The sequence below is a fragment of the Pelagibius sp. Alg239-R121 genome (assembly GCF_947331435.1).
GTDB lineage: Bacteria > Pseudomonadota > Alphaproteobacteria > Kiloniellales > Kiloniellaceae > Denitrobaculum.
In genome coordinates this window covers 1,352,086-1,374,696 of record NZ_CAMZOF010000001.1, presented here as the reverse complement: position 1 = coordinate 1,374,696, position 22,611 = coordinate 1,352,086, and the positions used below count along the sequence as shown (strand labels likewise).

The window sequence follows — 22,611 nt, the reverse complement described above, 5'->3', positions numbered from 1 at the left end:
CTAAGGTGTTTTAAACAGGCCGGCGAGGGGACGGGAGAAATGAGCTCGCTGTCAAGTGCAAATTAGATATCGCCATACGCGCCACAAAGGACGTTCCGCATCGTCCGATCAGGTGTCTTTCGATCCGCCGGAAGGCATCTCAGGCAGCTGTGACGACTGCCCAACAATCGACGAATAGTAGAAAGCGATCGCCTGCGCCCGATTATTGACCGAGAGCTTTTCGAACAGATTCCGCAGGTGAAATTTCACCGTGTTGATCGAGATGCTGAAGTCGTGCGCCAGCTGCTTGTTGGTGCGTCCCTGAGCCAGCGCCGTCAGGAGCGTGCGTTCGCGTTCGGTCAGGCTGTACATCGGATCCTGCCGCAGCTCGCGAACGTCGAGGAACGGGAACACCATCTGTCCGTTCGCGACATCCGCGGTGATGTTCAGCAGGTTCTCCGGCGACTCGCTTCGGGCGCAAAAACCGGCGGCCCCGGCGGCCATGGCACGGCGCGGCACCTCCCGCCCCTCGCCATGCGAGTAAACCACGACCCGAGGGGCCGAAACCTGCGCCCGCAGGATCTCGATCAGTTTTTCCCCACCCAGCATTGGCAGGGTCCAGTCGATCACCCCGACCGCAACCGGAACCCGCAGCACGGCCTCCAGAAATCCTTCGGCGGTGCTGGCGGTCGCCACGAGGCTGAAACGCGGATCCCGATCGAAAAATTCCGACAGCGCCGACAGCATGATCGAATTGCTGTCGGCCAGCGCCACTTCGATCGCTGCAGCCGTTTTCTTGCCGGAATCCACGATGCTTTCCTTCAATTTTAACAAATACCACCTGAATGGGTAGGTATCATAGCGATGAATTTTGCAGAATACCACTTAAATGGGTGGGAAAACCCCTATTCTAATAGATATCCAAAAGCAGGAGTTATGGGTGTTGTGCAGCGGAACAATCAGCGGTGTTATTGCCGTAATGGAGCTTACACGTTGATTTCGGGCAATCAGGCAAATTCGACAACCTGATCATTTCGAAAGAAAACAGCCCGAAAAAATCTTACGAGGGAGGAGTTGAACGATGCAAGGTACGATAGGCTTGTTTGTCCCGGGGCCGACCAATGTTCCCGAGCAGGTTCGCAAGGCAATCGATGTTCCCATGGAAGACCATCGTGCCCCCGACCTGCCCGCCTTCACCCTGCCGCTCTTCGCAGACCTGAAGAAAATTTTCAAGACCGATACCGGCCGGGTGTTTCTATTCCCTGCATCCGGCACCGGGGGCTGGGAGGCGGCGATCACCAACACGCTGAAACCCGGCGACAAGGTGCTCGCCTCCCGCTTCGGTCAGTTCTCCCATCTCTGGATCGATCTCTGCCAGCGTCATAACCTGGACGTCGAAATCGTCGACGTTGAATGGGGAGAAGGTGTCCCGCTCGATATTTACGCAGAGAAACTCAAAGCCGACAAAGAGCACGCCATCAAGGCAGTTCTGGTCACTCAGAACGAAACGGCGACCGGCGTCCAGAGCGATGTCGCGGGTGTCCGCCAGGCGATGGACGATGCCGGCCATCCTGCGCTGCTCTACGTCGACGGTGTCAGTTCCATTGCCAGCGTCGATTTCCGTATGGACGAATGGGGCGTCGACGTCGCAGTCTCCGGATCTCAGAAGGGCTTCATGCTGCCGGCCGGGCTCGCCATTATGTGTGCCAGCGAAAAAGCCCTTGAAGCCTCGAAAACGGCGGGCCTCGCGCGCTGCTACTTCGACTTCAAGGATATGATCCAGACCAACGACACGGGCTACTTCCCCTACACCCCGCCGATGACCCTGATCCGGGGCCTGCGCAGCTCGGTCGACCGGCTGCTGGATGAAGGACTGGAAAACGTTTTTGCGCGGCATCACTATCTGGCGGAAGGCGTGCGCAAAGCCGTCGAAGCCTGGAGTCTCCGGCTCTGCGCCAAAGAACCCAAATGGCACTCCGATACGGTCAGCGCCATCTGCCTGCCCGACGGCTACGACTCTGGAGAACTTCTGTCCCGCGCCTATCATCGCTACGGCATTTCGCTGGGGGCAGGTCTCTCGAAGGTGGCCGGACGGGTATTTCGCATCGGCCATCTGGGTGACCTCAACGAAGTCATGTTGCTGACCGCCCTTGCCGGTTCCGAAATGGCGATGCGTGACCTTGGCGTGCCGATCGTCGCCGGCAGCGGTGTTGCCGCGGCTCAGGAATACTACCGGACAGCCGCCAACGGTTACACCGATCTGGCAATTACGCGCGCTGCGGCCGAATAGCAGGCTTGGAATGCAATCGTTCTTGGTTGGAGCGATCAAGAACGAGAAACACTTCTAGACAGCCAAATGCGGTTTCAAGAGTCCAAGCGGGATTAAAAAGTCATGGATATTCACGAATATCAAGCCAAGGAAATCCTTAGCGGTTTCGGTGTTCCAGTGCCACGCGGCGGCCTCGCCTACAGCCCCGAGCAGGCCGCGTACCGGGCGCGGGAAATTGGCGGCGACTGCTGGGTCGTCAAGGCACAGGTCCACACCGGTGGCCGCGGCAAGGCCGGCGGCGTCATGGTCTGCAATAGCGAGCATGAAGTTCACGACGCCGCCAACGAGCTATTCGGCAAGCGGCTGGTCACGCACCAGACCGGTCCGAAAGGCAAGGTAGTTTATCGGGTCTACGTCGAAGGTGCCGCTGCCATCGAGCAGGAGATTTATCTCGGCTTCGTCCTGGACCGCAAAAGCGAACGCGTGATGGTTGTCGCCTCTGCGGCCGGCGGCATGGAGATTGAAGAGATCTCCGCCACAAAGCCCGAGAGCATTATCCGTTCCGTGGTCGAACCGGCCGTGGGCATCCAGGACTTCCAAGCTCGAGAGATCGCCTTTAGCCTGGGTCTGAAGCCAGCACAAATACAGCAAGCGGTGAGCACCATTAAGGGCTGCTATCGCGCCTTTCGTGAGCTGGATGCCACCATGGTGGAAGTCAACCCGCTGGTCGTGACTGCTGACGGCGCGATCGTCGCGCTCGATGCCAAGATGACCTTCGATGACAATGCCTTGTTCCGCCACCCAAGCGTCTCCGAATTGCGCGACAAGTCGCAGGAGGATCCGCGTGAATCCCAGGCCGCCGACAGGGGCCTGAGCTACGTCGGACTGGAAGGTAAAATCGGCTGTATCGTCAATGGAGCCGGGCTGGCCATGGCGACCATGGACATGATCGAACTGGCGGGCGGCCAACCGGCAAACTTCCTGGACATCGGCGGCGGCGCCTCCCCCGAACGAGTGGCCAAAGCCTTTCGTTTGGTGATGTCCGACGGTGACGTTCAGGCCATTCTGGTCAACATCTTTGCCGGCATCAATCGCTGCGACTGGGTCGCCGAGGGCATCGTCCAGGCTCTGGAGGCCAACCCGGTGAACGTGCCGGTGATCGTCCGCCTGGCGGGAACCCATGTCGAGGAAGGCCGCAAGATCCTGTCAAAGAGCGGTCTACCGATCATTCGTGCAGCAACGCTGAAGGAAGCTGCAGAACGCGCGGTCTCAGCCTGGCAGAACGATATCAAACACAACGTCAAGATGGTGGCTTCATCATGAGCATCCTCATCGATCGCACAACGCCGGTTCTCGTCCAGGGCATCACCGGAAAAATCGGCAGCTTTCACGCCAAGGAAATGATCGACTACGGCACCCACGTCGTGGGTGGCGTCGTACCAGGCCGCGGCGGCGAGAACGTACACGGCGTCCCGGTCTACGACACCATGAAGGAAGCGGTAGAGCAGACTGGTGCGTCAATCTCGATTGTATTCGTACCACCGCCCTTTGCCGCAGACTCGATCATGGAAGCGGCAGACTCTGGCATTAAGCTTTGCGCCGCCATCACCGACGGGATTCCAGCCCAGGACATGATCCGCGTAAAACGTTATATGCGCCGTTATCAGCGCGAAAATCGCATGCAGCTGATCGGGCCGAACTGCGCCGGCATCATCAGCCCAGGTAAAGCACTGCTCGGCATTATGCCCGGACACATATATCAGGCTGGTTCCATCGGCGTAGTCGGACGTTCGGGGACGTTGGGTTACGAAGCCGCATCGCAGATGAAAGAATTGGGTATCGGTGTTTCGACCAGCGTCGGCATCGGTGGCGATCCGATCAATGGTTCTTCCTTCAAGGATGTCCTGGCCCTCTTCGAAGAAGACCCGGAAACCTCGGCGGTCGCCATGATCGGTGAAATCGGCGGCCCTCAGGAAGCCGAAGCCGCTGAGTTCATCCGCGACCACATGACGAAACCCGTCGTTGCCTATGTCGCGGGATTGAGTGCACCGAAGGGCCGCACCATGGGTCATGCCGGCGCCATTATCTCGGCCTTCGGCGAGAGTGCCAGCGAAAAGGTCGAGATCCTGCGGGACGTCGGCGTCACCATTGCTCCCGACCCGTCCCAGATCGGCTCTACAATCGCAGGTGTGGTTTCCAAAGCAGCGTGAGGAAGGTTTCGTCATGATCAAGCCTAAAGTAGTCGTTACGCGGCGCTGGCCGGAAGCTGTCGAAGCTGCGCTGGTCGAGGATTTCGACGTCACCTTCAATCAGCAGGATCGCGCCCTCACATCGGATGAACTCAAAGACGCCGTGCGGTCGGCCGACGCCGTACTGCCGACGGTGACCGACCGCATCGACGCCCGGGTGCTCGATAACGGCAAACCCCGGACCCGAATCCTGGCCAACTACGGCGTAGGCTACAGCCACATCGATATCGACAGCGCCAAGAGTCACGGCATTGCCGTCACCAACACGCCGGATGTTTTGAGCGAATGTACGGCCGACTTGACCCTGACGCTTATGCTGATGGCGGCGCGGCGCGCCAGCGAAGGCGAGCGCGAGGTCCGAAATGGAGATTGGTCGGGCTGGCGCCCGACCCACCTGTTGGGATCGAAGGTCTCGAACAAGACACTCGGCATCATCGGTTTCGGGCGTATCGGACAGGAAGTCGCGAAACGTGCCCACCATGGATTTGGCATGCGGGTGCTGGTCTATAACCGCTCCCCCATCGCAGCGGACGTGCTGGCCAGGACGGGTGCGGAGCCCGTCGCATCCATCGACGAGCTCCTACCACAGGCCGATTTCGTCTCGCTCCATTGTCCGGGCGGCGCCGCCAACAAGCACCTGATCAATTGCCGCCGCCTTGATCTGATGAAACAGAGTGCCTTTCTGATCAACACGGCGCGCGGTGAAGTCGTGGACGAGCGTGCGTTGGTTCATGCTCTGACATTTGAGACCATCGCCGGGGCCGGCCTCGACGTCTTTAATGGCGAGCCGGACATTTTGCCGGAGCTGCGCGGCTGCGAGAATGCCGTGCTCCTGCCGCACCTGGGCAGTGCGACGCGCGAAACGCGCGAAGCCATGGGCTATCGTGTCGTCCAGAACCTCAAGGACTTTTTCGAGGGAAGGCCGCCCCGCGACCTCGTGGCGTAATGGCCATTTCAGTTTTAAGCAAAGAGACCAGCGGCAAGTCTTCGGCAGCCGCGCCACAGACCCGCCGGGAAGAGCCGAACTACGCGGACGAAGTCAAAGACCTGCTGTTCGGCTTGCTGCGCAGCGTCATCGCCGACAGAGAACCGAAAGTTCTCAAGGTGCTCGACCCTGCGCCAAGCGACCCTCCGCCCGAGCAGGACGTCCGCATCGCCGCCCTGCAGGCCATCGGCATCTGGTTTCAGCTGACCAAGATCGCCGAGGAAAACGCAATGATGCGGGCGCGCCGGCAGTTGGAAACCGCAGGCGGGCCGGATCAGGTCAAGGGTTCCTTTTCCAATGTGCTCGCCGACGTCGCCGCCTTCGGCGTCGGCCCCGCCCAGGTCGCGGAAACCTTGAAAGCATTCGAAGTCGGGCCGACTTTGACCGCGCATCCAACCGAAGCCAAACGGGTCACGGTTCTGGAAATTCACCGCCGGATATACAGAAAGCTTGTCGATCTGGAGGCGCAACGCTGGACGCCGCGCGAACGCGAAGGCCTGATCGCGAAGCTGCGCAACGACATCGATCTACTCTGGATGACCGGTGAACTGCGCCTTGAACGCCCCAGCCTCGATCAGGAAATCGCCTGGGGTCTGCATTTCTTCCGCGAAACCCTCTTCGACGCGACAACACAACTCTACGACCAGTTCGCGCGCGCCCTGCACCGCCACTATGGCGAAGATGGGTTGCAGGTCTCGTCATTCCTGCGCTTTTCGTCATGGATCGGCGGTGACCGAGACGGCAACATCAACGTCACCAGCAGCGTCACTCGGGAGACCTTGAGCGTCAATCGTGCGGCGGCGCTTAGCCGGTTACGCGAGCGACTTGCAGCCGTCATCCCCATGGTAAGCATCAGCGACAACGTTGTTAAGGTCCCGCAATCCTTTAAGGCCAGGCTGGAAACCGTATTATCCGCGACCTCCGATCCCGAAGGGCTGCGCGAGCGCAATCCGAGCGAACTTTTCCGCCAGTATCTGGTCGCCTTGGATCTGCGCCTGGCCAGCACGGGCGGCGAAGACAATACGGCGCAGCCTTATCGCAATCCGACGCAATTCGCGGACGACCTGAAAGGCCTTGAACAAGGTCTCGTCGCCATGAAGGCCGGGACAATCGCTGCGTCCTTCATCGTGCCTCTTCGCTGGGAAGCGGAAACCTTCGGTTTTCGCACCGTCTCGCTGGACATCCGCCAGAATTCGACCGTCATCAATCGCGTGGTGCAGGAAATCTGGCAGCTCAACACGCCAAACCCGGATGACGTTCCCACGCCAGGCACGAGCGCCTGGTCAAAACAACTGCGGGACAGTCTGCGCGCCCAGGAGGTTTCGGCACCGCGCTTATCGCAACTTTCCGAAGAAGCCTCCGAAGCCATGGCGCTGTTCCGGCTGATCGCAGACGTTCAGACCGGCATCGACCGACGGGCGGTCGGGGCCTTCATTCTAAGCATGACCACGTCCGCCGACGATCTTTTGGGTGTCTATCTGCTGGCGAAGTATGCCGGACTTTGCGCCGGACATGACGGCAGCGGAGCAATTGCCCTGCCCATCGTACCGTTGTTCGAGACCATATCCGATCTTCGGGCTGCGCCTGCGATCCTGAAAGATCTCCTTACGGTCCCGCTCGTGCGGCGCAGTCTGTTGGAAGCCGGAAACGTTCAGGAAGTCATGTTGGGTTACTCTGATTCCAACAAAGACGGTGGTTTTATTTGCTCGACCTGGGAGCTGGTGAAGGCGCAGAAGAGGATTATCGCAACCGCTGAAGCTTCAGGCATCGAAGTCCGTTTTTTTCACGGCCGCGGCGGGTCCGTGAGTCGAGGCGGCGCACCGACCGGGCGGGCGATCGCGGCTCAGCCCAGCGGGACGGTGCTTGGACGGATGCGCACGACCGAACAGGGCGAAGTAGTCTCGTCCAAGTACGCCAACCGGGGGACAGCGCTCTACCAATTGGAGTTGCTGAGTGCCAGCGTTCTTGCCCATAGCTTGAAGTCTCCCAACGAGGCCGCGCTCCGGGATCACGCCGAATTCGATGAAGCCATCGATGCGTTATCGGGCATGTCGCAGGTCATCTACAGCCGCCTTCTCGAACAACCGGGATTTGTAGACTACTTTCTGCAGGCAAGTCCGGTCGAAGAACTGGCCTTGCTCAATATCGGCTCCCGGCCGGCCCGCCGCTTTGGTGCGGCAAGCCTTACGGACCTTCGTGCCATTCCCTGGGTATTCGCTTGGAGTCAGAACCGTCACCTTATAACGGGTTGGTACGGTTTCGGCAGTGCGCTACAGTCCTTTGTCCGGGTACGGGGCGAAGATGGCCGGGTTTTGCTGTCCGAAATGTTTGAAAAATCCCGTCTCTTCCGATTGATTGTCGACGAGGTCGAAAAAACCCTCTATCAGACGGATATGGATATCGCGGCACGCTACGCCGATCTGGTCCAGGACAAGGACACACGGGACAGGATCTTTCCGATGATCCGACAGGAATATGAAGTAACGCGCGATCAGCTGTCGATGATTACCGGCGACGGCGAGCCGACGACCCGTTTCCCGGCGTTCCGAGGACGGATCGATGAAGTCAAACCGCTCATCGACCGAACCAACATTTTGCAGGTTGAACTGCTCGAACAATTCCGGGCAGCACAGAATAACGATAAAATTCGCAAATCGACGACAGTGCCACTCCTTTTGTCGATGAATTGCATTGCCGCCGGACTCGGCTGGACCGGGTGAACTCCCCGCCGCGGAGCGACAAATTCATCAACAACAACGACACGATCTAGAAAGACACAAGTAAGGACATCACAATGACCGATCAGGCTCAGATCCAGAACACGAAGCTCTTCCCGGGCTTTTTCGGCGGCTCCCTAAGCGCGAGTGATCCGGAGATGCTCTCGGCGATCAATCAGGAGCTCGGGCGCCAACGCCACGAAATTGAACTGATCGCCTCGGAAAACATCGTCTCCTCGGCAGTCATGGAAGCACAGGGGTCAGTGCTCACCAATAAATACGCCGAAGGTTATCCGGGTCGCCGCTATTACGGCGGATGCCAGTTCGTCGATACCGCCGAGGATCTTGCAAGAGACCGCGCCAAGAAACTCTTCAATTGCAGCTATGTAAATGTGCAGCCGCATTCCGGTGCTCAAGCCAATCAGGCGGTGTTCTTCGCTCTGCTGCAGCCGGGCGACACCTATATGGGACTTAATCTCGCGGCCGGCGGTCACCTGACTCATGGTGCGCCGGTCAATCAGTCGGGCAAGTGGTTCAACGTCGTGCCCTACGGCGTGCGCGAAGACAACCAGCAGATCGACTACGATGATCTCGAACGCCTAGCCCGGGAAACCAAGCCAAAACTGATCATCGCCGGCGGTTCGGCCTACCCGCGCACCATCGACTTCGAGCGCTTCCGCAAGATTTGCGATGCAGTGGGCGCCTACTTCATGGTCGATATGGCCCATTTCGCCGGTCTGGTCGCCGGCGGTGTTCATGCCAATCCGCTGGACCACGCCCATGTCGTGACCACGACCACGCATAAGACACTGCGCGGCCCCCGCGGAGGCATGGTCCTCTCAAACGACGAAGCGATCGGCAAAAAGATCAATTCCGCCGTCTTCCCGGGCCTTCAAGGCGGCCCGCTGATGCATGTGATCGCGGCAAAGGCCGTGGCCTTTGGTGAAGCTCTGCAGCCCGACTTCAAGAGCTACGCTCAAGCCGTGGTCAACAACGCTAAGGTCCTGGCCGGGACCATGATCGAAGGCGGCCTGGATATCGTTTCCGGTGGCACCGATACGCACCTGATGCTGGTCGATCTGCGGCCCAAAGGCCTGACGGGTAAAGCGGCGGAGCTCGCCCTCGGCCGTGCCAACATTACCTGCAACAAGAACGGCATTCCATTCGACCCCGAAAAGCCGATGGTGACCTCGGGGGTCCGGTTGGGCTCGCCTGCCTGCACGACCCGTGGATTCGGCACTGCCGAGTTCAAGCAGGTCGGCGACCTGATCATCGAGGTTTTGGACGGCCTGGCACAGAATGGCGAAGAGGGTAATGCCGCGGTTGAGGCCGCCGTGAAGGAAAAGGTCGTCGCTCTGACCGGTCGTTTCCCAATCTACTAAGATGTCTTACCTGGGTCAGATTTGACGCAGGACACTTCAACGAGCCTTATGAACGTCGATGCGCGGGTCCCAGCAGACCCGCGCACTTCGTTTTTTAAAGGAACAGAGATCCTGCAGCGGGCAATCCGCACAGGCGGGCGTATCGTGGCGGCAGATCGTCTGCCCAAGTGACTTCACGAGCTGATGATGCTCGTCGATATCGGCCGCGATCCAGCGAGACGGCAACCTCGGAACAATGGAGAGATAGGCGTCCATGGTCGTTGCCTTGGCACCTATAAGACCAAGCCGCGTCATGACACGCAGATGATGGCTGTCGATCACAAGCGCTTTCATTCTAAGGCTGCTGAAATTCAAGGTCGCCGCACTGGCTTTGCGACCAACGCCCGGCAATCGCTCCAACCATTCAAGCGCCGCATCAACCGGCCAGGCAGCAAGAAACTCCAACTCCAGGCTCCCTCGAAGCGCAGTCAGCTGCCGCAAGGCAGCTTGCAAATGCCGCGCCTTGTTTTCAGCAAAAGTCACCCGGAAGATTTCGCGCTGAACGTCATGGTAAGCGGCATCACGCACGGCTTCCCATGAGCCGAAACGCTGCACCAAGGCTTCTAGAACCAAAAGCGAGACAGTGCCACGAGTTCGTCCACCGATGATACCCAACACCAACTGGCTCACCGGGTCGAGCAAACGCCAGGGTCCCTGCCGCCCGAAGCGGATCAGCAGTCGATAATGAATATCTGCGAAGGTCGCGGCTCCATCGTCAAAGGCGAATAGGAGCTGCATAACAAACCAAGGGTAGCAGAAATTCGGAACAAAACAAGAACAATCAGCGGTAAACGTCGCAAATGTTATCAACCCGCCTGACGCGAACTGTTGGTTAGTACCAAGAAGCAGTTTGCGGGCGCCCCAAAGGCCCCAGTAGTTGGGACTGCTGTGTTACCGCAGTCTCTAATCCGGGACGAAAAAATGAAGAGCTTTGCGGGTGAGAACCCCGGTGCGGCGCTGTCGAGGATTAGTGCCCGTTCAGTTTTCGGAGTAACCCGTTCAGTTGCGCAGCATCATCTGGATCGAGGCGGTTTTCCAATGCGGCCTGAACCGGTGTGAGATGGTTTTCGCAGCGGGTAAGCAGTTCCAAGCCAAAGTCGGAAATATAGACCAGTACGCGGCGCTGATCATCAATGTCCTGCTTGCGGTGAACCAGTGCACGAGCCGTCATACGATCGACGACTTTCGACAACGCAGACATGGTCATTAGAACGATTTGCGAGAGTTCCGACATGGTCCGGCCGTCACCGCTCTCCAAAGCACGCAGAACCCGCCAGTGCTCGACCGGCAGGTCTTCCTGCCGCAAAGCCGCGTCCAATTCGCCGTGAACCGAACGGTGTGCCTGCGCCAGGAGATAAGGCAAAGAATTTGTAAGGGACTCAGCCGACATTAAGGATCCCGGAAAATAAACCAAACGTTCCAGTATTAGGAAATAGCCTGTCCGGGCTAAAATTGGAAGAACTATCCAACAGGTTGGCTCTTCACGAAGTCTGCCCGACCTTCTGTCCAGCCTCAGGCCAGTATTAGGCAAGGGTTCAAAGCATCGATCCGCCGGGCAGCCGGGCTAAGGGACACATTCTCCACGGAATCAAGCCTTTGCGGGGAACACTTGGAATTTGAGGCTTTATGCCTGACACTGTCGGAACAACGCACGGTGGCTCTGGAGACTAATCGTTGGCCTTCGGTTCGAAGGCAAACGTAAACCAGCCTCGGGTTTATGTGACCGGAGCACAAATCTGCACTGGTCTGCATCGTGCAAGACGGTCGGGAGCATAGCTTGAAGGCGAGCGGGTCCTATAAGGTCGGTCTATTCATCCCCACAAGCGGCACTGCCGGAATTTGGGGTCCCTCCTGCCGAGCCTGCGCCGAACTGGCCGTAGCGGAACTGAATGCCGAAGGCGGCATGGACGGCAGGCCCATCAGCCTGACGATCGTGAACGCCGGAAACGATCCCGAACGTGTTGCGTTGGAGGCCGAAGCCCTGCGCGAGGACGGCATGATAGAGGCCGTCGTCGGAATGCATACCAGCGACGTACGGGAAGCGATCGCCGACCGGATCGCTGGCAGCCTTCCATATGTCTACACGCCCTTGTTCGAAGGCGGACCGGCGGGACAAGGCGTATTTTGTATCGGAGAGACGCCGGAACAGCAGTTGCTGCCGGGTCTAGACTGGCTATCGGCACGGTTTCGCCTAAAGCGATGGTTCCTGCTCGGCAACGACTACATTTGGCCACGGGCCTCTCACGCCGCCGTGCACCGCCATTTCCGCGGCGGCGATCGCAGCATTGTCGGCCAGGCTTATTTGCCCTTCGGCACCCAGAATTTCGCCCCTGTCCTCGAGCGCATTCGCCGCGCCAAACCTGATGGCCTTCTGCTCTCGCTTGTAGGCGACGATTGCATACGCTTTAACCGGGTCTTTGCTAGAAGCAGACAGGCCGGAAAGGTCATTCGTTTTTCCTGTGCCGTGGAAGAAAACACGCTGCTCGGAATCGGGGCGGACTCAACCGACGGCCTCTTCGCCGCATCGGGGTATTTTTCGACCCTCGATACTGCTGCAAACGGTGCCTTTCGCGAACGTTACCATACGCGCTTCGGCGAGCGCGGCCCGATGCTCAACTCCATCGGAGAAGGCCTCTATGAAGGCCTCTATTTCCTCCGCGCACTCTCGGACGTTACCCAGGCCTCCGACTGGACCAGACTCGGAACGGCTTTGCCGGTAAAAGGCCCTCGTGGCGCGGTGTTTCAAAAAGAGGGACGTTCTCAGATGCCCATGTACCTCGCGGAAGCCCGGGGTCATGCGTTCAAGCTTGTCGATCAGTTGGCTGACGAGTAACACCGGACCAGAGACTTTTCCATACGGCAAGCGCCCCTCATCCCGCGAATCCGCCTCTGCAGGTGCAAGTGCTCTCTCGTTACGTGGAATAGAGGTTGAATTACGTTTTCACCGAATTAGTGAAAGACGTTCAGGTTCCTGACCGTAAAAAAGATATTGATTTCCTGGGAAAATAAATGAACCCTTAGCACTTATACAGTTTTCAGCAGCCGGGCCTGTGCCTGGAAATTAGCCTAAGAGGGAAGCTCCGTGCCCACGATCGCAACTCTCATTGTCCTCGTCGTTATCCTGGCAATCGCAATAGCCTTTCTTCAGCGCTTTTACCGCAAGGCAACCCGGGAGAAGTCGTTGATCCGGACCGGTGCCGGCGGCCAGAAAGTGGTTATGGACGGCGGTGTGCTTGTTTTGCCCTTCCTGCACCGGGCTGACCAGATCGACATGCGCACAATGCGTCTTGAGGTTCTGCAAACCGGTGAAAAGTCGCTGATGTCCGAAGACCGCCTGCGTCTGGATATCGAAATGGAATTTTATCTGCGCGTCCAACCCACCCAGGAAGGCGTTGCAACGGCCGCACAGGCAATCGGAGCCCGAGCCCTTAATCCGGAAAACCTCAAGAATCTCTTCGGCGGCCGCTTTATTGACGCCATGCAGGCGGTGGTCGCAACAAAGACCATGGATGCGCTGCACGAAAACCGTGGAGAATTCGTCACTAAGGTCGCAGAAACCCTGAAAGACAATCTGGCGCAAAACGGCTTGTATCTGGAATCGGCCTCCCTGGTACGCCTCGATCAGGCAGCTTTCAGCGCGCTGGACGACAACAACGCCTTTAACGCCGTAGGGATGCGCCGCTTGGCAGAAGTGATTTCAGCGAACAAGAAAAAACGCGCCGAGATAGAAGCCGATGCAGATGTCGCAGTCCGCCACACCCAGCTTGATTCCCTAAAACGCAAACTTGAATTGGACCGCGAGCAACAGCAAGCAGAAATCGCGCAAACATTGACCCTTGAGAAACTAAAGGCAGAGTCGACAGCAGAGACCGAAGCCACCCGTCAACAAGCGGAAGAATCGTCGGCCCGGGCCAGGATTGAACGCGAACGCGGTGTGAAGGTTGCCGAGATCGAACGTGACCGGGCTCTGCGCGAAAACGAAGTCACGGCCCTGCTCGCTGCAGAGACCGCCAAGCTCGATAGTCAGATTGCCCTCGCCCACAAACGCGCCGAGGAGATTTCTGCGCAGGCCGAAACGGAGATGAAGCGGGGCAAAATTATCCAGGCGCAAGAACAGGTTCAGTTGGAAAAAGACCGCCTTGCCGCCGAACGCGAGCGGGCGACGGCGCTGATCCGGGCAAAGCAGGAAAGCGAGGTATCGAGCGAGCGGAGCCGCAGCGCAAACGAGACTCTACAAGCGTCCGCGACAGCGGAAGCCGCGGCCGCCGAGCGCCGCGCTGAAGCCACCTTAAAGGCAATGCAGGCGGAAGCCGAAGGCAAGGCCGCCATGATCGAGGCGGAAAACATCGCCAGCAGCGAGCTTTTGCGCATCAAGCTCGACACTCACAAAATCGATAAGCTGCCGGAGATCGCAGAGCGGATGGCCAAGCCGCTCGAAAAGATCGATTCGATCCGCATCAACCATGTCTCGGGTCTGGGCCAAAACGGCGGAGGAAGCGATGGCGGCAACTCGCCCGGCGGTTCGAGTGGCCCGATGTCAGGCGCGGTCGATGGCATCCTCAACCTCGCACTGCAGCTGCCGGCAATGCAAAAACTCGGAGAAAGCATCGGCGTCAACCTTGACCTGGGGAATGGGGGAAGCGACGCTTCTAGCACGCCGGACAAGACGAGCTCATAAAAAAGTCCAACAGCTTGTCCTCACATCTGGAATCAAAGAACACGGGAGACTGACAATGTCTGTAAATCGCAGGAAAGTTCTGAAGGGGGCGGCTGCCACCACCGCGGTCCTTGCCATGCCGTCGATTATCCGGGCGGAAGAAACCATCAAGCTCGGCTCCATTCTCGACACCTCGGGAATTTTCGATCTCTACGGTAAGCCGATGGATAAGGCTGTCGACATGGCGATCGACGAAATCAACAGCGCCGGCGGTGTCGCAGGACGTCAGGTGGAGAAGGTCGCATACGATACCCAGTCGGATATGGCGCTTTACACCCAATATGGCCAGCGGCTAGCTCGCCAGGACAAGGTTGACGTCGTCCACGGCGGTATTCTCTCCGCCTCCCGCGAAGCCATCCGCCCGACCCTGCGCAAAAACAAGGTGCTCTATTTTTATAACGTTCAGTACGAGGGCGGTGTCTGCGATCGCAACATCTTCTGCACGGGTATTACCCCGGCCCAGCAAGCGGAAGTCCTGGTCCCAGCAGCTATGGAGAAGTGGGGCAAGAAGGTCTACGTGCTGGCCGCCGACTACAACTACGGCCAGATCACGGCGAAATGGATTCAACATTACGCAAAACAGGCCGGCGGCGAAGTGGTTCAGGTCGATTTCTTCCCGCTCGATGTCGCAGACTTCGGCTCCACCATTGCAAAGATTCAGGACGCCGCGCCCGACATGATCATGTCGGTGCTGGTCGGTGGCGCACATTTGTCGTTTTACCGTCAGTGGGCCGCGGCTGGGATGAACACGAAAATTCCCATGGCCTCGACCACGATGGGCGCTGGCAACGAACAGGTCGTCCTCACCAAGGAAGAAGGCGATGGCATCATGCTGGCCTATTCCTTCTCCAAACAGCTCGAAACACCAGCCAACCAGGGTTTCCTGGAGCGCTGGAAAACGCGTTACGGCGCGACGGACGATGTGCACGAATTGGCGGTCGCGACCTATCAGGGCGTCCACCTATGGGCCGAAGGCGCACGCAAGGCAGGATCGGTGGAACGCGATGATGTCATCGCAGCACTTGAAGGCGGCGCTGCCTTCGACGGTCCGACCGGGCGAATTTCGATCGACCCCAAGACCCATCATGCGACCTTCGACGTCCATCTCGTCGAGGTCAAAGATCAGAAAATGGCCGTCCAGAAAACTTTCGTGCAGCGGCCACCAGTCGACACCCAGACCGTCTGCAACCTGGAGGAAAACCCGAACGACACGACGCAGTACGAGATCGACATCTGATCTTCGCGGTGTCTGAAGTTAGAAGTTCAAAAACGACTAGAGCATCCTGCGTCATGCCTGAAGCAGTTAAGATGCTCTAGCTCATTGAAATAGGGCGAATTACCGTCACTTAATCACAGCAGATTAAGTGACGTTTGCCCTAGTCCGGAGCGTCCTTGATGGATTTTGCTGCAGTCGTCGTCATGGAGATCTGCTACGCGATCGCGGTGCTGGTGCTCATCAGCACCGGGCTCGCGGTGATATTTGGCATGATGCGCGTGATCAATCTGGCGCACGGCGAATTCCTGACGCTTGGCGGCTACGCGGCCATCATGTCTAACCAGGCTGGCCTCAATATCTATCTTTCGATTCTGGTCGCCGCCCCTTTGGCAGCGGCCATTTTCGGTTTTCTGGTCGAGCGGCTGATTGTGCGTTTTCTCTACGGCCGCCTGATCAACACCATGCTCGCCACCTGGGGGCTCAGCCTTGCCATGATCGGTGGTTTCAGCATGATCTTTGGCAACACCACGACCGGGATCACCACGCCAATATCCGGGTTTGCCGTCGGGAAGTATCAGATCAGCGGTTACAACCTGTTCGTTATCGCCATCGCCGCACTGGTGATCGGCGGAGTCTATCTCATCCTGAAAATATCGCGAGCGGGTTTGGTTGCACGGGGCGCCATGCAAAACCCGGAGATGGCACAGGCTTTCGGCTACAACACCAGCCGGGTCTACATGTTCACCTTCGTCGCGGGTTCTGCGCTTGCCGGTCTGGCAGGTGGCGTCATGGCGCCGCTGGTCGGCATTAATCCTGCCGCCGGAGCCGCCTATATCGCCAAGGCCTTCATCACGGTGATTTCAGGGGGTACGGCGGTCATTTCCGGCACCCTGGCCAGTGCGGGGCTCTTCGGTTTTGTCTCTCAGACCTTCACCTTTCTCGCAACACCGGTGGTCGGCGAAATCGCTCTCCTTTTTGCCGCTGTGGTGCTCCTGCGCCTCCTGCCGACCGGCATCACCGGCCGCTTTCTCAAAGACAAGGTCTGACTGGCGATGCTGCGCGAAGCTTCCCTCTCCGCCATTATCGGGCTGATCCTCATGCTGGTGGCGCCGTTCGTCTTTGATGACATTTACACGCTCACCGTCCTCGTGATCTATGGTCTGCTTGCCCTCAGTCTCGGCTTCATTTGGGGCTTCGGCGGCATCCTCTGCTTCGGCCAGGCGGCTTTTTTCGGTCTCGGCGCCTACGCTTTCGCCATAGCCTCGATTAACTTTGCCGAGCCCTGGGCAGCTGCCCTGATCGCCCTGATCGTTCCGGCCCTCTTTGCCGCTGCACTTGGAGCCATGCTGTTTTACGGCCGTCTGAGTGACGTCTACCTGGCTGTCGTGACACTGGTGGCCACCCTCATTCTCTTCAAGTTCATGAACTCGACTGCAGGCAGCGCCTATAAAATCGGCAATGCCCGGCTTGGCGGCTACAACGGCATTCCGGGCTTTGACACCTTGACCCTGCCCTGGGACCGCAGCGAGTACCTGATCGATGAGTCTCTCTATTATTTCTGCGCACTGATCCTGCTGGCAGCCTTCCTGGGCCTGCGCTGGCTGCTGACTGCGCCCTTCGGCCGTATCCTGGTCGGCATTCGCGAAAACGAGTTGCGGGCCGAACTGGTCGGCTATGACGTTCGCCTGATCAAGACACTCGCCTTTGCCATCGGCGGGATGCTGGCCGGAATGGCGGGTATGCTGTTCGCGAACTGGGCCGAGATCGTCACGCCGAACCTCTTCAGTCTCAGCCAGTCGGCAGAGGTTATTATCTGGGTAATTGTCGGCGGCGCCGGCAGCCTGCTGGGACCGATCGTCGGTGCCTTTGCCCTGGGCGCACTGAAGTTTTTCTTGGGACAGCAAACCCTGGTCGACAATCTCTTCGTGCTCGGCAGCCTGCTGGTCCTGGCCGTGCTCTTCCTGCCACGCGGAATCGTGCCCACAATTGCCCTTCTCTTTAAAGGGCGCCGCAAAGGAATACGAAAAAAGGGCGCGCGCCGGACCTCAAGGCGAAGGGTTCGTCATGCGCGCTGATGCGATTCTGGAAACCCGTGGCGTGACCGTCCGGTTCGGCGGTGTGACCGCCCTGGAAAACGTCGACTTTCGCCTGGACAATGGTGAGCTGCGTTGCCTCATCGGTCCCAACGGCGCCGGCAAAAGCACCTTTTTCAAATGCCTTACGGGCCTGCTCGTACCCAGTGAGGGTAGCATCTACCTGCAAGGAGAAGACTTTACCGGCGCGCATCCCCACGCCATCGCGCGGCGCGGCGTCGGCATCAAGACCCAGGTGCCCAGCGTCATGAACACCCTTTCGGCTTCCGAGAACATCTGGCTCTCGGCGCGCCAGGCGCAAACCAGCCGAGAAGCCAACCGAACCACCGAGGAAGTCTTGCAACGCCTCGAACTTCAGGACATCGCCACGGACGAGGTCGCCACCCTCGCGCACGGCAAGCGCCAACTGGTCGAACTGGGGATCGTCATGGCCGGACGGCCATCGCTCGTGCTGCTGGACGAACCGGCAGCGGGTCTGACCGGTGAGGAAGTCGAGCGCATGGTATCCGTAATCCACGAACTGAACCGGGACGCAGCTCTGGTCATCGTCGAACACGACATGCATTTCGTGCGCAGTATTGCCCAGGCGGTCACTGTCTTTCACCAGGGCCGGGTTTTGACCGAAGCACCGGTCGAGGCAGTGATGGCGGATCCGTCGGTACGCGACGTTTATCTGGGGAAACGCGCATGAATGCTCCAATCTCCAGCGCCCCCGTGAACGAAGAAATGGCAGCCGAAAAAGTGCCTCTGTTGCTGGACGTCAAAGACCTGCGGGGAGGTTACGGTGACATCCCCGTCCTGCGCGGTATCAGCCTGGGTGTTCGGGAAGGTGAGGTTGTCGGTCTGCTTGGCCACAACGGCATGGGCAAATCGACGCTGCTGAAAACCGTGATCGGGTTTTTGCCGGCCACCGGCGGATCGGTCATCTTTGACGGCGAGGACATCACCCGAACCAGCCCTCATGACCGGGCAAGGGCAGGGCTGGGCTACGTGCCGCAGGGCCGGGGGATCTTCAGTCAGCTGAGCGTTTTGGACAACCTGCGTTTCGCCTGGTCGGGAGAGAGTGGCGGAACGGCAGACGAGGCTGTGGATCGTCTGCTGGGCTGGTTCCCGCGCCTGACCCGCCTGCTTGACCGGCAGGGCGGTGCGCTCTCGGGCGGCGAGCAGCAACTGCTGGCTCTCGCACGCTGCCTGATCGCCGAACCGCTGATGATGCTGCTCGACGAACCGACCGAAGGCATCCAGCCCTCGATCATCGATGAGATCGAGGAAACCCTGAACACCATCCGGGCCGAGACCAATCTGACCATGCTGGTCGTTGAGCAAAACCTGGAGTTTCTGAGCGCGGTATCCAGCCGTTTGATGATCCTGGAACGCGGGGCGATCACAGGCGAGGTTCCGATCGATGCCGCCGTCAATCCCGCATTGATCGAGGAGTTCGTCGGCTTCGGTGCCGCACGGCAGACCAGACTCACCGACGCTGCCGCGTCACCACCCGCCCAGACAGCGGTTTCCGATCCGAATGCGGCGCTGTCCTTCACACGACCAGCATCCCCAGCGCCAAAGAAAAATCAATTCCCATCCCCAGCAGATTCTCTTTCTGCGGACCCCATCCGGGAGGCCTACATGACCGTTCGACGCCCCTCACTCGATCAGATGCGCGACATCGTCGGCGGGCTCGGCATGTCCATGAGCGACCGTGAAATCATGGACTACATGACGATCATGGAGGGCACATTCCAGGCCTATGACCGGGTCGATGCTCTGCCCGACTATCTACCGCAGGTGAAGTATCCGCGTACCCCCGGCCGTCGCCCTGATCCGGAGGAAAACCCCCTCAACGCCTGGTACATAAAAACCGACATCCGCGGCGCGCCTTCCGGTCCGCTGGAGGGCAAACGTATCGCCCTGAAGGACAACGTCTGCCTTGCCGGCGTCCCAATGATGAACGGCGCCTCGACTCTGGAGGGCTACACCCCGGACATCGACGCCACGATCGTCACCCGCATTCTCGATGCCGGCGGCACCATCGCCGGCAAGGCGCATTGCGAGTACTTCTGCCTCTCCGGCGGCAGCCATACCAACGCCACCGGCCCGGTGCACAATCCCTACAAACTGGGCCATACCGCGGGCGGATCCTCTTCAGGCTCCGGCGCACTGGTCGGGCTGGGCGAAGTGGAGATGGCGATCGGCGGCGATCAAGGCGGCTCGATCCGCATCCCGGCATCCTTCTGCGGCTGCTACGGCATGAAACCGACCCACGGTCTGGTGCCCTACACCGGCGTCATGCCGATCGAGCCGACCATCGACCACACCGGCCCGATCACCACGGACGTCCAGGGCAATGCGCTGCTTCTGGAAGTGATCGCAGGCGAAGACGGGCTCGACCCGCGTCAGTACGCGCCGAAAATCGATAAATATCTCGGCGCACTGGGTCGCGGGGTCGCGAGCCTTCGCATCGGCCTGGTGCGCGAGGGTTTCGGTCTGCCGAGCAGCGAGGCCGATGTGGACGCCAAAGTTCGGCAGGCTGCCGAGACCTTCCGGCGGCTTGGCGCCACGGTCGAAGAGATCTCCGTTCCGATCCACAGTGACGGCACCGCGATCTGGACTCCGATCGCACTGGAGGGCCTGACCGACATCATGATGCACGGCAACGGTTTTGCGACCGGCTGGGAGGGTCTCTATGTCACCAGTCTGCTGGACCATCACGCCAACTGGCGCAGCCGGGCCGATGAGCTTTCGCCCAGCCTCAAGATCTCCATGTTCATCGGCGAATACATGCAGAAGCATCATCGCGGCCACTATCACGCCAAGGCGCAGAACCTGAGTCGCCGCCTGAAGGCCGAGTATAATCAGACGCTGCAGCGCTACGATCTGCTGATGATGCCGACCCTGCCCATGAAGGCGCCGCCGCTTCCCGCGCCGGACGACCCGCTTTCACTCTATATCCAGCGCGCCTTTGAGATGATCCCCAACACGGCTCCCTTCGATGCCAGCGGCCATCCGGCCATGTCGATCCCCTGCGGTCTGAGCGAGGGTTTGCCCATCGGCCTGCAGCTGATCGGCAAGCACTACGACGAGTCGACCATCTACCGCGCCGCTCATGCTTTTGAGCAGGCCGGCGACTGGAAATCGATGTAGCGATGAGCAGCGACTTCACCATCACCGACCTTTCGCAGCCGATCACTTCGCTGTCGGACGGCATGGAGTACTCCGGGACCGAAGACCCGGAAAGTCTGAAGCCGCGCGATGGTCTGTCATACGTCGTCGGCACCCGCAACCAGCCGCTCTGGCGTAAGACCGTGCCCCAGGTGTTGGCCGACACCGCCCTGCATCATGGAGCGCGGGACGCAGCGGTTTTTCCGGCACAATCCATCCGTTGGAGCTATTCCGAGCTGGCCCGCAAGGTCGACGATCTGGCCGCCGGCCTGCTGGCCATCGGCATCGAATCTGGAGACCGGGTCGGCATCTGGTCGCCCAACCGTCCGGAATGGCTGCTGACCCAGTTCGCCACCGCGCGCATCGGCGCAGTTCTGGTGACGGTCAACCCCGCCTACCGCAGTGCCGAGCTGGAATACGTTCTCAACAAGGTTGCCTGCAAGGCGCTGGTTATCGCACCCGCCTTCAAATCAAGCAGTTATGTCGAGATGATCACCACCATCGCGCCTGAGTTGACGGAGGCCGAAGCGGGCCGCCTGTCGTCGAGCAAACTGCCGTTCCTGCGTGCGGTCATCGTCACAAGCGCCGACGAGATACCCGGCATGCTGCGCTTCGACGACCTGCTAAAACTGGCCGGTCCGGCGCAACGCCTGCGCCTCGACGATATCACCGCAAAGCTGGACCCGGACGATGCCATCAACATCCAGTTCACCAGCGGTACCACTGGCTCACCCAAGGGCGCGACGCTCACGCATTACAACATCGTCAACAACGCGCGCTTCGTGGTCGGGCGTTTGAATCTTGCATCAGAAGACCGCCTTGCCATTCCGGTTCCGCTCTATCACTGCTTTGGCATGGTTATGGGCACGCTCGGCTGCGCGACCGTCGGCGCCGCCATGGTCTTCCCCAGTGAGGCGTTCGATCCGGAGACCGCCCTAAAAGCCGTATCGCGCGAACGCTGCACCGCCTTTTACGGCGTGCCGACCATGTTCGTCGCCATGCTGGATCACCCGGAGTTTCGAAACCACGACCTCTCATCACTCCGCACCGGCATCATGGCCGGCGCACCCTGCCCCATCGAAGTTATGAAGCGCGTCATCGCCGACATGCATATGCGCGAGATCACCATCGCCTATGGCATGACCGAGACCAGCCCAGTCTCCTTCCAGAGCCACTGCGACGACCCACTCGACCGCCGCGTCTCCACAGTCGGCCGCATTCATCCCCAGCTCGAGGTGAAGATCATCGACGCCGAAGGCCACACGGTTCCGGTCGACCAGGAAGGCGAACTCTGCACCCGTGGCTATTCGGTCATGCGCGGCTACTGGAACGACGATGCCCGCACCAAAGAGTCCATCGACCCGGCAGGCTGGATGCACAGCGGGGACCTTGCGACCCTGGACCGCGAAGGCTATTGCGCCATCGTCGGCCGGGTGAAGGACATGGTGATCCGCGGCGGCGAAAACATCTACCCCCGCGAGGTCGAAGACTTCCTCCACCGTCACCCGAAGGTCCAGGACGTCCAGGTCTTCGGCATCCCGGATCCTAGGTATGGCGAAGAACTCTGCGCCTGGATCGTTTTAAAGCCGGGTGACGATGTGCAGTCCGAAGAAATCACCGCCTTCTGCAAAGGCCAGATCGCCCACTACAAGGTGCCGCGGCATATCAGGTTTGTGGAAGAACTGCCGATGACGGTGACGGGGAAGCCGCAGAAGTTTCTGATGCGGGAACGGATGGTTGAGGAGCTTCAGAGGTAAGCTGCCAAATACAATCCTCTTGTTGAAACACTCGCCTACAGTAAATGGC

The 22,611-nt window shown here is 59.4% G+C and carries 17 protein-coding genes; 14 read left to right on the top strand and 3 right to left on the bottom strand.

Annotated features, from left to right (window positions below; translation table 11 throughout):
- Window positions 1-108: 108 nt before the first annotated feature.
- A complete protein-coding gene (locus tag QMZ18_RS06145; RefSeq protein ID WP_282605342.1) occupies window positions 109-789 on the bottom strand; it encodes a response regulator transcription factor in 681 nt (226 codons plus the stop codon).
- Between the two features lie 271 nt (window positions 790-1,060).
- Between QMZ18_RS06145 and QMZ18_RS06140 the strand changes: the two genes are divergently transcribed.
- From QMZ18_RS06140 to glyA, 6 genes are all read left to right on the top strand, one after another.
- Window positions 1,061-2,269: an aminotransferase class V-fold PLP-dependent enzyme gene (locus QMZ18_RS06140; protein ID WP_282605341.1), complete on the top strand. Its 1,209-nt coding sequence runs from the start codon at window positions 1,061-1,063 to the stop codon at window positions 2,267-2,269.
- Between the two features lie 102 nt (window positions 2,270-2,371).
- Window positions 2,372-3,571, top strand: a complete 1,200-nt coding sequence (locus QMZ18_RS06135; RefSeq protein WP_282605340.1) for a malate--CoA ligase subunit beta — start codon at window positions 2,372-2,374, stop codon at window positions 3,569-3,571.
- Window positions 3,568-4,458 (top strand): succinate--CoA ligase subunit alpha, encoded by an 891-nt coding sequence (gene sucD / locus QMZ18_RS06130; RefSeq protein WP_282605339.1) that lies wholly within the window; start codon window positions 3,568-3,570, stop codon window positions 4,456-4,458. Before QMZ18_RS06135 ends, sucD begins: the two co-directional genes overlap by 4 nt.
- A gap of 13 nt (window positions 4,459-4,471) precedes the next feature.
- Window positions 4,472-5,443: a D-glycerate dehydrogenase gene (locus QMZ18_RS06125; protein WP_282605338.1), complete on the top strand. Its 972-nt coding sequence runs from the start codon at window positions 4,472-4,474 to the stop codon at window positions 5,441-5,443.
- On the top strand, window positions 5,443-8,202 hold the full coding sequence (locus tag QMZ18_RS06120; protein WP_282605337.1) for a phosphoenolpyruvate carboxylase: 2,760 nt from the start codon (window positions 5,443-5,445) through the stop codon (window positions 8,200-8,202). The genes QMZ18_RS06125 and QMZ18_RS06120 overlap by 1 nt, the downstream gene beginning before the upstream one ends.
- Window positions 8,203-8,276: 74 nt before the next feature.
- The gene (glyA, locus tag QMZ18_RS06115) at window positions 8,277-9,581 is read left to right on the top strand and encodes a serine hydroxymethyltransferase (RefSeq protein ID WP_282605336.1); all 1,305 of its coding nucleotides are present in this window, start codon (window positions 8,277-8,279) and stop codon (window positions 9,579-9,581) included.
- A gap of 36 nt (window positions 9,582-9,617) precedes the next feature.
- Here glyA and nth read toward each other — a convergent pair whose 3' ends face one another.
- Both nth and QMZ18_RS06105 read right to left on the bottom strand, forming a co-directional pair.
- Window positions 9,618-10,358 (bottom strand): endonuclease III, encoded by a 741-nt coding sequence (nth, locus tag QMZ18_RS06110; RefSeq protein ID WP_282605335.1) that lies wholly within the window; start codon window positions 10,356-10,358, stop codon window positions 9,618-9,620.
- 229 nt (window positions 10,359-10,587) lie between these two features.
- A complete protein-coding gene (locus QMZ18_RS06105) occupies window positions 10,588-11,010 on the bottom strand; it encodes a MarR family winged helix-turn-helix transcriptional regulator (RefSeq protein ID WP_282605334.1) in 423 nt (140 codons plus the stop codon).
- A gap of 387 nt (window positions 11,011-11,397) precedes the next feature.
- On the opposite strand from QMZ18_RS06105, the gene QMZ18_RS06100 reads away from it, so the two are divergent.
- From QMZ18_RS06100 to QMZ18_RS06065, 8 genes are all read left to right on the top strand, one after another.
- Window positions 11,398-12,453, top strand: a complete 1,056-nt coding sequence (locus QMZ18_RS06100; protein ID WP_282605333.1) for a substrate-binding domain-containing protein — start codon at window positions 11,398-11,400, stop codon at window positions 12,451-12,453.
- 249 nt (window positions 12,454-12,702) lie between these two features.
- Window positions 12,703-14,298 (top strand): flotillin family protein, encoded by a 1,596-nt coding sequence (locus tag QMZ18_RS06095; RefSeq protein WP_282605332.1) that lies wholly within the window; start codon window positions 12,703-12,705, stop codon window positions 14,296-14,298.
- A 55-nt stretch (window positions 14,299-14,353) separates the two neighbouring features.
- On the top strand, window positions 14,354-15,574 hold the full coding sequence (locus QMZ18_RS06090) for an ABC transporter substrate-binding protein (protein WP_282605331.1): 1,221 nt from the start codon (window positions 14,354-14,356) through the stop codon (window positions 15,572-15,574).
- A 158-nt stretch (window positions 15,575-15,732) separates the two neighbouring features.
- Entirely contained in the window at window positions 15,733-16,599 is an 867-nt protein-coding gene (locus tag QMZ18_RS06085; protein WP_282605330.1) for a branched-chain amino acid ABC transporter permease, read from the top strand.
- Window positions 16,600-16,605: 6 nt separating this feature from the next.
- On the top strand, window positions 16,606-17,628 hold the full coding sequence (locus QMZ18_RS06080) for a branched-chain amino acid ABC transporter permease (protein ID WP_282605329.1): 1,023 nt from the start codon (window positions 16,606-16,608) through the stop codon (window positions 17,626-17,628).
- A complete protein-coding gene (locus tag QMZ18_RS06075; protein ID WP_282605328.1) occupies window positions 17,618-18,337 on the top strand; it encodes an ABC transporter ATP-binding protein in 720 nt (239 codons plus the stop codon). The genes QMZ18_RS06080 and QMZ18_RS06075 overlap by 11 nt, the downstream gene beginning before the upstream one ends.
- The gene (locus QMZ18_RS06070; RefSeq protein WP_282605327.1) at window positions 18,334-20,787 is read left to right on the top strand and encodes an amidase; all 2,454 of its coding nucleotides are present in this window, start codon (window positions 18,334-18,336) and stop codon (window positions 20,785-20,787) included. The genes QMZ18_RS06075 and QMZ18_RS06070 overlap by 4 nt, the downstream gene beginning before the upstream one ends.
- Before the next feature lie 62 nt (window positions 20,788-20,849).
- Window positions 20,850-22,562: an AMP-binding protein gene (locus tag QMZ18_RS06065; protein WP_282605611.1), complete on the top strand. Its 1,713-nt coding sequence runs from the start codon at window positions 20,850-20,852 to the stop codon at window positions 22,560-22,562.
- The last annotated feature ends 49 nt before the right edge of the window (window positions 22,563-22,611 follow it).

What these genes read in the sequence shown, in the direction of transcription:
- QMZ18_RS06080 (WP_282605329.1), top strand. Translation starts at nt 16,606, where the DNA reads ATGCTGCGCGAAGCTTCCCTCTCCGCCATTATCGGGCTGATCCTCATG.
- QMZ18_RS06120 (WP_282605337.1), top strand. Translation starts at nt 5,443, where the DNA reads ATGGCCATTTCAGTTTTAAGCAAAGAGACCAGCGGCAAGTCTTCGGCA.
- QMZ18_RS06090 (WP_282605331.1), top strand. Translation starts at nt 14,354, where the DNA reads ATGTCTGTAAATCGCAGGAAAGTTCTGAAGGGGGCGGCTGCCACCACC.
- QMZ18_RS06065 (WP_282605611.1), top strand. Translation starts at nt 20,850, where the DNA reads ATGGAGTACTCCGGGACCGAAGACCCGGAAAGTCTGAAGCCGCGCGAT.
- QMZ18_RS06140 (WP_282605341.1), top strand. Translation starts at nt 1,061, where the DNA reads ATGCAAGGTACGATAGGCTTGTTTGTCCCGGGGCCGACCAATGTTCCC.
- nth (WP_282605335.1), bottom strand. Translation starts at nt 10,358, where the DNA reads ATGCAGCTCCTATTCGCCTTTGACGATGGAGCCGCGACCTTCGCAGAT.
- QMZ18_RS06125 (WP_282605338.1), top strand. Translation starts at nt 4,472, where the DNA reads ATGATCAAGCCTAAAGTAGTCGTTACGCGGCGCTGGCCGGAAGCTGTC.
- glyA (WP_282605336.1), top strand. Translation starts at nt 8,277, where the DNA reads ATGACCGATCAGGCTCAGATCCAGAACACGAAGCTCTTCCCGGGCTTT.
- QMZ18_RS06135 (WP_282605340.1), top strand. Translation starts at nt 2,372, where the DNA reads ATGGATATTCACGAATATCAAGCCAAGGAAATCCTTAGCGGTTTCGGT.
- QMZ18_RS06070 (WP_282605327.1), top strand. Translation starts at nt 18,334, where the DNA reads ATGAATGCTCCAATCTCCAGCGCCCCCGTGAACGAAGAAATGGCAGCC.
- QMZ18_RS06085 (WP_282605330.1), top strand. Translation starts at nt 15,733, where the DNA reads ATGGATTTTGCTGCAGTCGTCGTCATGGAGATCTGCTACGCGATCGCG.
- QMZ18_RS06075 (WP_282605328.1), top strand. Translation starts at nt 17,618, where the DNA reads ATGCGCGCTGATGCGATTCTGGAAACCCGTGGCGTGACCGTCCGGTTC.
- sucD (WP_282605339.1), top strand. Translation starts at nt 3,568, where the DNA reads ATGAGCATCCTCATCGATCGCACAACGCCGGTTCTCGTCCAGGGCATC.
- QMZ18_RS06105 (WP_282605334.1), bottom strand. Translation starts at nt 11,010, where the DNA reads ATGTCGGCTGAGTCCCTTACAAATTCTTTGCCTTATCTCCTGGCGCAG.